Below are 7510 nucleotides of genomic sequence, written 5' to 3' on the forward strand. Positions count from 1 at the left end.
CGAACCCGGCTCAGAGTTGCGCCGGGACCTCCGAAAATCCCCCCAACGGACTAATTGGATGCCGTTTTGATGGCGCCTTCCCGAATACACCAGAGGGCCTCGTGACTGCGAATGAAGATGTCCCCGTCGGAGAAGGCCGGAGTGCAATTCGACCGCTCCTTGAGAGGATTGGCTCCCAGCAGTTCGAAGGTCTTGGCGGCTTTGAAAACCATCGTGTCGCCGGACTGGTTGACCACGTAGAGCCGGTCGCCGGAACGAACGATGGAACCCCAGGTTTCACCCGAAGCGCCCGTCGCCTTGAGCCGCTCTTCCCACAATATGCGTCCGCTGGAAAGTTCAATGCATTCGGCGATGCCCAGGGTGTTGCTGACAAAGATCAAGTGGCCCGCTGCTCGTACCAAACCCGATGCGATTCCGTCACGTCTCCGCGCCCCCCGGCCTTCAAAGCCATGGTGCTGCCAAAGTATCCCCCCATCGCCACGACCAATCCCTCCCCCGCGATGGCCGAAGTATAAACCAAAGGATTCATGCCCTCCGCATGCCACAACGGCTCGCCTTGCGAAGGATGAAAGGCGCGAACCTGGTTCCCCAACGACAGCACGATCTCCAAGCCGCGATCGGTGGACACGAGCAACGGTGTGCTAAAGGATCCCAGTTTTCCATCCGACTTCCCGGCGAATCCATCGAAACGTTCCTTGCGCTGGGATTCGGGCAAGACCGTCTTCCAAAGCACCTTGCCGGTTTTCTTATCGAGGGCGTAAAGCGCGCTTTCCTTGCCCGGACCGTGATAGACAATGACCCGATCCTCGTGCAACACAGGCGAGGAACCACTCCCCCATTCGTGTGATTGCGGCCCCAAATCCGCAAGCCACAACCGGCGTCCCTCCATGTCATAAGCCGCGATCCCGGCCGAGGCGTAGCTGGACACCACGAGGGTTCCGTCAGTGACCGGCGAGGCCGCGCCCTACCTGCATCACCGGCAACATCGGGATGCACCGAGGCGGAATGAAGCGTCCTCAAATTGTCGGTCGGAGCGCGATTGAGCTCAAGTCCGATGGACACGGACGAGGCGACGGAACTGGATCGGACACAGTTCGCTTCGACTTGGCGACGTGCCGTTGGGCCCCGTCAACCTCCGGAAGCTCATGTCAGGAAGAAGCAGCAGGGTTGAGCAAGATTTTCACAATGCATCCTTTTTTCGGTGTATTCATCCGGAAAGAATCGCGCTTCGAGGTTGAATCTGGAACTGATTTTGGGGATTTTCTTCACCGTGCCTCCACTCATAATGATCTCGAAGCGAAGTCGACCGCGCCCCTATTCTTCTGGTGGGTTTACGTTGATTGAACTTCTCGTGGTAATCGCCATCATCGCGATTCTCGCCGGCATGCTCCTCCCCGCCCTTTCCAGAGCGAAAAGCAAAGCCCAAGGCGTGGTCTGCGCGAGCAACCTCAAGCAGATGCAGCTTTCCTGGAACTTGTACCTCGATGACAACGGGGACAAAGTCCCGCCGAACGAAAACCCCCGCCAGGGCACTTGGGTTCGAGGGTGGCTCGACAATGCCGTTGCCGTCACGGACAACACCAACGTCGTCCATCTCCGCAACAGTCTGTTGTGGAAGTACCATGAAACGCTGGGCATTTGGCGATGCCCTTCCGACCGCAGTGTGTCCATCCATCGCGGGGTCACCTATCCCCGCGTCCGATCCATCTCCATGAACGCCTGGCTCAACCGGCTCGATCCCCCCTCTTCTTTGCTCATGCCCTATCGTGTCATTGAACGCCTTTCCCAGATGACGGACCCCAGTCCTTCGAAGACTTGGATCCTCATGGATGAGCGCGAGGATCGCATCAACAACGGTTACTTTTACGTGGACATGACGGGTTTGAAGGAGAAGAACCCCGCTCTTTACCAATTGGCGGACATGCCTGCGAGCTATCACGGAGGCTCGGGCAGCATTTCTTTTGCCGACGGCCACGTCGAGCTCAAGAAGTGGCTGGATCCCAGGACCAAACCCCCGCTGCTCAAAGGCAAGAATCTCGGTTTGATCGGCGCTACGCCCAACAATCCCGATGTCGCCTGGCTGCAGGAACGCACCACGGGTGCCCGGGAAGAGTAGCATTGGGGAGCGAGCGGTGCATCTAGAGGTTGTCGGTGATGCAGGTAGGGCGCGTCCGTCCCGGCGCGCCGCCGGAGCATGATGTTTTGCATCCAGTGGGCGGCGGGCTGGGACAGGCCCGCCCTACCAACAACATCGGGATACACGGCCCCCTTCTCGCGGAGTCCAATTCCGGTTGTTCAACGAGGAGTTTTGGGATATGCATCCCGTCACGCATGAGATCGCATCTGTCGTCCCTTGTTTTCCTCGTCGTGTTTGGCCTGGCAAGCGGGTGTTCCATCGAATTCTCGGCCCAGTTCGGCGCTCCGACTCGGCCGGTTGGAACTTCCAAATCCACCTCCCCACCGTCGGCCGCTCCGGATAAGCCTGCGCCGGCAGCCGGCAAGGGCGCAGAAGACAAAGCGAAAAAGGGTAAAGCCATCGCGGACGTCGTTGGAAAGGACAAGAAATTTGAGGGGCTTTTCACGCTCTACCAAAATACGACCAACGGCTCCACCCACCTGGTCGTGAAAAAATCACAACTCGATAAGGAGTTCATCTACTTCACTCACACGGTCGATGGGGTCCCCTCTGCCGGCCACTTCCGCGGTGCCTTTCGGGACAACCGGGTCTTCTCGTTCCGCAAGCAGTTTAACCGCATCGAAATTATCTCCGAAAACACCGCCTTCTATTTCTCGCCGACCAACGCGCTGAAGCGGGCGGCCTCGGCCAATATCAGCCCCGCCATCCTGGCCAGTCAGGAGATCCTGGCGGAAGACGAGGAAAAGGGCGAAATGCTGCTCAAAGCCGACGGTCTTTTCCTTTCGGAGGTGTTCCATCCGGTGAAGTCTTTAGGACGCGGATCCGCCTTGGGCTCGCTCAGCCGGGAGAAAACCAAATACCTTCGTCTGCGTTCCTACCCCAAAAATACCGACGTGGTCGTCGAGTATGTCTATGAGAATCCGAATGCGGGCGGCCCTTCCGGACCCGATGTCACCGACGCCCGCTTCGTGAGCATTCGCATGCAGCACAGCCTCATCGAAATGCCGGAGAACGATTATCAACCGCGTTTCGACGATCCCCGCGTCGGCTACTTCGCCACCCAGGTCACGGATCTGACTTCCCCGTCCGCCACCCCCTATCGCGACGTGATCCATCGATGGCACCTGGTCAAGAAGGACAAGCAGGCCGCCCTTTCGGAACCTGTTGAGCCCATCGTCTGGTGGATCGAAAACACCACCCCGATGGAGCTTCGCGAAACCATCAAGCAAGCCACGCTGGAGTGGAACGAAGCCTTCGAGGCTGCCGGTTTCAAGAACGCAGTCGTAGTCAAAATTCAACCGGACGATGCCGACTGGGATGCCGGGGACATCCGTTACAATGTCCTCCGCTGGACCTCCTCTCCGGATCCGCCCTTCGGAGGTTACGGACCCAGCTTCGTCAATCCGCGCACCGGCCAGATTCTCGGCGCCGACATCATGCTCGAATACGTCTATCTCGCGAACCGCATCCGCATGGAGCGGCTGTTTTCGGAAGCCGGACTCGAACTCACTCCTGCGTTGTCAGGACAACAACTGCCCGGAGCTCATTTCTGCGCCCTGGGACATCATCTCCACCACAGTGCCTTGTTCGGCCAGAACGTGCTCAAGGCTTCCGGTGCCAGCGCCCAGGACATCGGGCAACTGCTGAAGGAGTCGATCTACTATCTTATCCTTCACGAAGTCGGGCACACGCTCGGGCTGAATCACAACATGCGGTCGAGCCAGATGCTGAGTCCGGCCCAGTTGCAAGACAAGGAACTCACCCGCCGCCAGGGATTGACCGGGTCCGTCATGGATTATCCCGCGGCCAATCTTGCTCCTCCGGGAGCCAAACAAGGCGAGTATTTCACCACCAAGGCCGGCCCTTATGACCGATGGGCCATTGAGTTTGGCTACGCTCCCTCGCTGTCCGATGCCGCCGCCGAGCAACAACGTATGCAGAAACTGCTTGCCCGCTCCACGGAACCCGCCCTGGCCTTTGGCAATGACGCCGATGACATGCGCGCGCCTGGCAAGGCCATCGACCCGCGGGTGATGATCAACGACCTTTCCTCGGACGCGATCGGCTACGCCCAAGACCGCATCCGGCTGGCCAAGGAAACCATGACCAAACTGAGGGCGAAGTTTTCGGACCCCGGCCAGTCCCACCACGCGCTCCGCACGGCGTATCTCTCGCTTACCACGGAAATCGCCAACGCGGCCGCCACGATTTCACGTTACATTGGCGGAGTCCAGGTGGACCGCGCCTACACCGGACAGCCCGGCGCGAGCCGTCCCTTCACCCCGGTCAGCGGGGAGGAGCAAAAGCGCGCCCTGAAGGTCCTGCGCGAACAATTGTTTGCGCCGTCCGCGTTCGACGCTCCCGAGGATCTGATCAACCACTTGCAAATGCAGCGTCGGGGCTTTGACTTCCGAAGTTCGGGAGAAGATCCGAAAATCCATGAACGCGCCCTCACCATCCAACGCGCGGTGCTGGACCACCTGCTCCATCCCGACGTGCTGGCCCGGTTGACCAACGCGCGACTCTATGGCAACCGGTACACCACCGTGGAATTTCTCGAGGATCTCACGCAGGCGATCTTTCAGGATGATTTGGACGGGGAAGTCCGGCCGTTCCGGCAAAACCTCCAAGTCGAATACACTTCGCGGATCGCTCGAGCCGTCGGCCGCGACGGTTTTTCCGGGTATGACTCTCCCGCTCGTTCCGCCTCACTGGCCCAATTGCGACGCATCGAATCGCTGTTGAAGGGCAGAAACGCCGCGGGCGCGGAAACCAAAGCACACACCGACCATGTGCTGCATCTCATTGAAAGGGCACTGAACCCGGATTAATTCGAACTCCTCTTTCGTGTGGGCCTTCGAGTCCAAACGTTTCGCTCGCCCCCTCCTCCGGAGGCTTTTCTGCCGGCGCTTGCCTGGGAGCCGGGAACGCTGCTCCTCCGCAGTCAGAGCTTTGAGACCCCGCACGCCCGTTACTCGATCCTCGCCACCGATCCCTTCCTGGTGTTTCGCAACCGGGGTTCGGAATGCCGCCTTCGCACCTCGGACAGGGCCGAGGTGCTCTACGGGAACCCCTGGTCCATTCTCGACACACTGCTCGCGAGATACGAGTTGCTCGACGAATGGGACCAGCCATTTCCCATTGGCGCGGCGGCGGGATTCTGGGGCTACGATCTCCGATGTTTTGTCGAACCACGTCTGCGCACCCCGCCTCATGCGGACGACGAGGTTTCCGATTCGTATGTCGGCTTTTACGATTCACTCGTCGTCTTCGATCATCGGGCCGACGAGGCTCACGTGGTCTCCACGGGCATGTTGCCGGACGGTTCGCGGAGCGATACGCGAGCGGAAAACCGGTTGAAGTCATGGGACGCTCGCTTCACGAGGTCCACGGCCCAGGCCTTTTCCCAAACGACAACCCAACACCCGACGGTCCCCGGTGAAATCAGCTCAAGCCTGACCCGCGCGGAGTTCATCGCACGGGTGCTGCGCATCAAGGACTACATCCGCCAGGGCGATGTGTACCAAGTCAACCTCGCTCAGCGTTTGACGGCCGACGTTCCCATGGCTGGACCCTGGCTCTTCGACCGGCTCAGCCAGGTTTCCCCTGCCCCTTTCGCCGCCTTCCTCCAAACGGGAGACTTCGAAATCGTTTCCTCGTCTCCGGAGCTTTTCCTGCGACTCCATGATCGCGAAGTCCAAACCCGGCCGATCAAAGGCACTCGCCCCCGATCGCCAGATCCCACGCGCGATGCTCAGTGGACTTACGAACTCCAGACCAGCCCGAAGGAAATGTCCGAACTCGTCATGATCACGGACTTGCTTCGAAATGATTTGGGACGCATCTGCGAGTACGGCAGCGTGCAGGTTCCGGAGCTCGTTCGGCTGGAACGGTACCCCCAAGTCCAACATCTCGTTTCCACCGTCCAAGGCACGCTGCGGGAAGGCGTGTCGCACTTCGAAGCCCTGGCGTCCTGTTTTCCCGGCGGCAGCATTACCGGAGCTCCCAAGATTCGCGCCATGGAAATCATCGACGAGCTCGAGCCGGTGCCTCGCGGCCCTTATACCGGCTCCGTGGGCTACGTCGGTTTCAATCGCGTAAGCCAGCTCAACATCGCCATCCGCACCGCTCTTTGCACTCCCCGGCGTGTGCATTTCCACGTCGGAGCCGGCATCGTGGCCGATTCCGACCCCGCCGCCGAATACGATGAAACACTGGCCAAAGCCTCGGGGTTCATGGCCGCGCTCGGCCGAACCCACCCCCGCGCCGCCAAGTCCGGCACCACCGTGACCCCGCAGCCCCGGCCCTTCCATCCCCCCCCATGAGGGTCTGGCTCAACGGACGATTCCTCGACGAGTCCGACGCTCTGGTTCCCGTCACCGATCGTGGGTTCCAGTACGGGGACGGATGCTTTGAAACCGTCGAGTTGAGGTCGGGAGTTCCGTTTCTTTGGCCGGAACACTGGCGTCGCTTCCAGCAAGCGCTTCACGAGCTTGGCCTCGCCTGGGAATTTCCTGAAGCGGTCATACTGCAAATCATGACCGAACTGGTGACCCAAAACCGGCTCCCGTCTGCCCTGGTGCGAATGACCTGCACGCGGGGCCCCGGGCCTCGCGGCTACTCCACACGCGGGGCCAACACCCCCACGCGCCTGATCATGGCCTTTCCGGCGCCGGCTCGGGAATCGACGCCCAAGAGATGGACAGCCCATGTCAGCCCCTACCGGATTCCCGTCGGGTTCGGCCCTGGCTCCTTGAAATCGACCAGCAAACTGCTTCAAATTCTGGCCAAGAAAGAGGCCGAAATCCATGGCGCGGACGAAGCTTTGATCTTGAACACGCGCGACGAGATTGCGGAGTTCACCAATGCCAATTTTTTCTGGATCCAGCGGGATCAGATTTTCACCCCGCCCCTCGAGTCAGGATGCCTGCCCGGGGTGACACGCGACTGGGCGATGGCCCAAGCCCGCGCCCAAGGCATCGAAGTCATCGAGCGCAATGCCCGCCTGTGCGACGTGCTCGAAGCGGACGGCGCCTTCGCGACCTGCACCGGACCGGGGATCGTCGAAATCCAACGTTTGGGAGCGCACCCTTTTCCACCACACCCCCTCATCCACCCGCTTTGGCGGCTTTACCACAAGAACTGACCGATGTTTGGGCAGTTCCGTAAAACCGCGGCAGGTCGAAATCGAATCTGCCGTCCGGAGCCAGTGATCCGCCGGAAACGAGTCATGGGCCGGTCCGTGTATCCCGATGTTGTTGGTAGGGCGGGCCTGTCCCAGCCCGCCGCCCACTGGATGCAAAACATCATGCTCCGGCGGCGCGCCGGGACGGACGCGCCCTACCTGCATCACCGGCAACATCGGGATGCACC

6 protein-coding genes are annotated in these 7510 nt (G+C 60.3%); 4 read left to right on the forward strand and 2 right to left on the reverse strand.

Annotation, left to right across the window (positions count from 1 at the left end; all coding sequences use genetic code 11):
• Window positions 1–50: 50 nt before the first annotated feature.
• Together FJ404_02400 and FJ404_02405 are read right to left on the reverse strand one after the other, a co-directional pair.
• Window positions 51–401, reverse strand: a complete 351-nt coding sequence (locus FJ404_02400) for a hypothetical protein (GenBank protein ID MBM3821736.1) — start codon at window positions 399–401, stop codon at window positions 51–53.
• Window positions 377–931: a hypothetical protein gene (locus FJ404_02405; GenBank protein ID MBM3821737.1), complete on the reverse strand. Its 555-nt coding sequence runs from the start codon at window positions 929–931 to the stop codon at window positions 377–379. The genes FJ404_02400 and FJ404_02405 overlap by 25 nt, the downstream gene beginning before the upstream one ends.
• A 354-nt stretch (window positions 932–1285) precedes the next feature.
• Between FJ404_02405 and FJ404_02410 the strand changes: the two genes are divergently transcribed.
• Genes FJ404_02410 through FJ404_02425 form a run of 4 tightly spaced genes read left to right on the forward strand, consistent with a single transcriptional unit; the run spans window position 1286 to window position 7283 of the window.
• A complete protein-coding gene (locus tag FJ404_02410; protein ID MBM3821738.1) occupies window positions 1286–2116 on the forward strand; it encodes a type II secretion system protein in 831 nt (276 codons plus the stop codon).
• 35 nt (window positions 2117–2151) lie between these two features.
• The gene (locus tag FJ404_02415; protein ID MBM3821739.1) at window positions 2152–4968 is read left to right on the forward strand and encodes a DUF5117 domain-containing protein; all 2817 of its coding nucleotides are present in this window, start codon (window positions 2152–2154) and stop codon (window positions 4966–4968) included.
• Window positions 4969–4986: 18 nt separating this feature from the next.
• On the forward strand, window positions 4987–6462 hold the full coding sequence (gene pabB / locus FJ404_02420) for an aminodeoxychorismate synthase component I (GenBank protein ID MBM3821740.1): 1476 nt from the start codon (window positions 4987–4989) through the stop codon (window positions 6460–6462).
• Complete coding sequence (locus FJ404_02425; protein ID MBM3821741.1) at window positions 6459–7283, forward strand: hypothetical protein; 825 nt, start codon at window positions 6459–6461, stop codon at window positions 7281–7283. The genes pabB and FJ404_02425 overlap by 4 nt, the downstream gene beginning before the upstream one ends.
• The last annotated feature ends 227 nt before the right edge of the window (window positions 7284–7510 follow it).

Source organism: Verrucomicrobiota bacterium (assembly GCA_016871495.1).
Lineage (GTDB): Bacteria > Verrucomicrobiota > Verrucomicrobiia > Limisphaerales > VHDF01 > VHDF01.

Coding starts and splice junctions, on each gene's coding strand:
- FJ404_02410 (MBM3821738.1), top strand. CDS start 1,286: ATGATCTCGAAGCGAAGTCGACCGCGCCCCTATTCTTCTGGTGGGTTT.
- FJ404_02425 (MBM3821741.1), top strand. CDS start 6,459: ATGAGGGTCTGGCTCAACGGACGATTCCTCGACGAGTCCGACGCTCTG.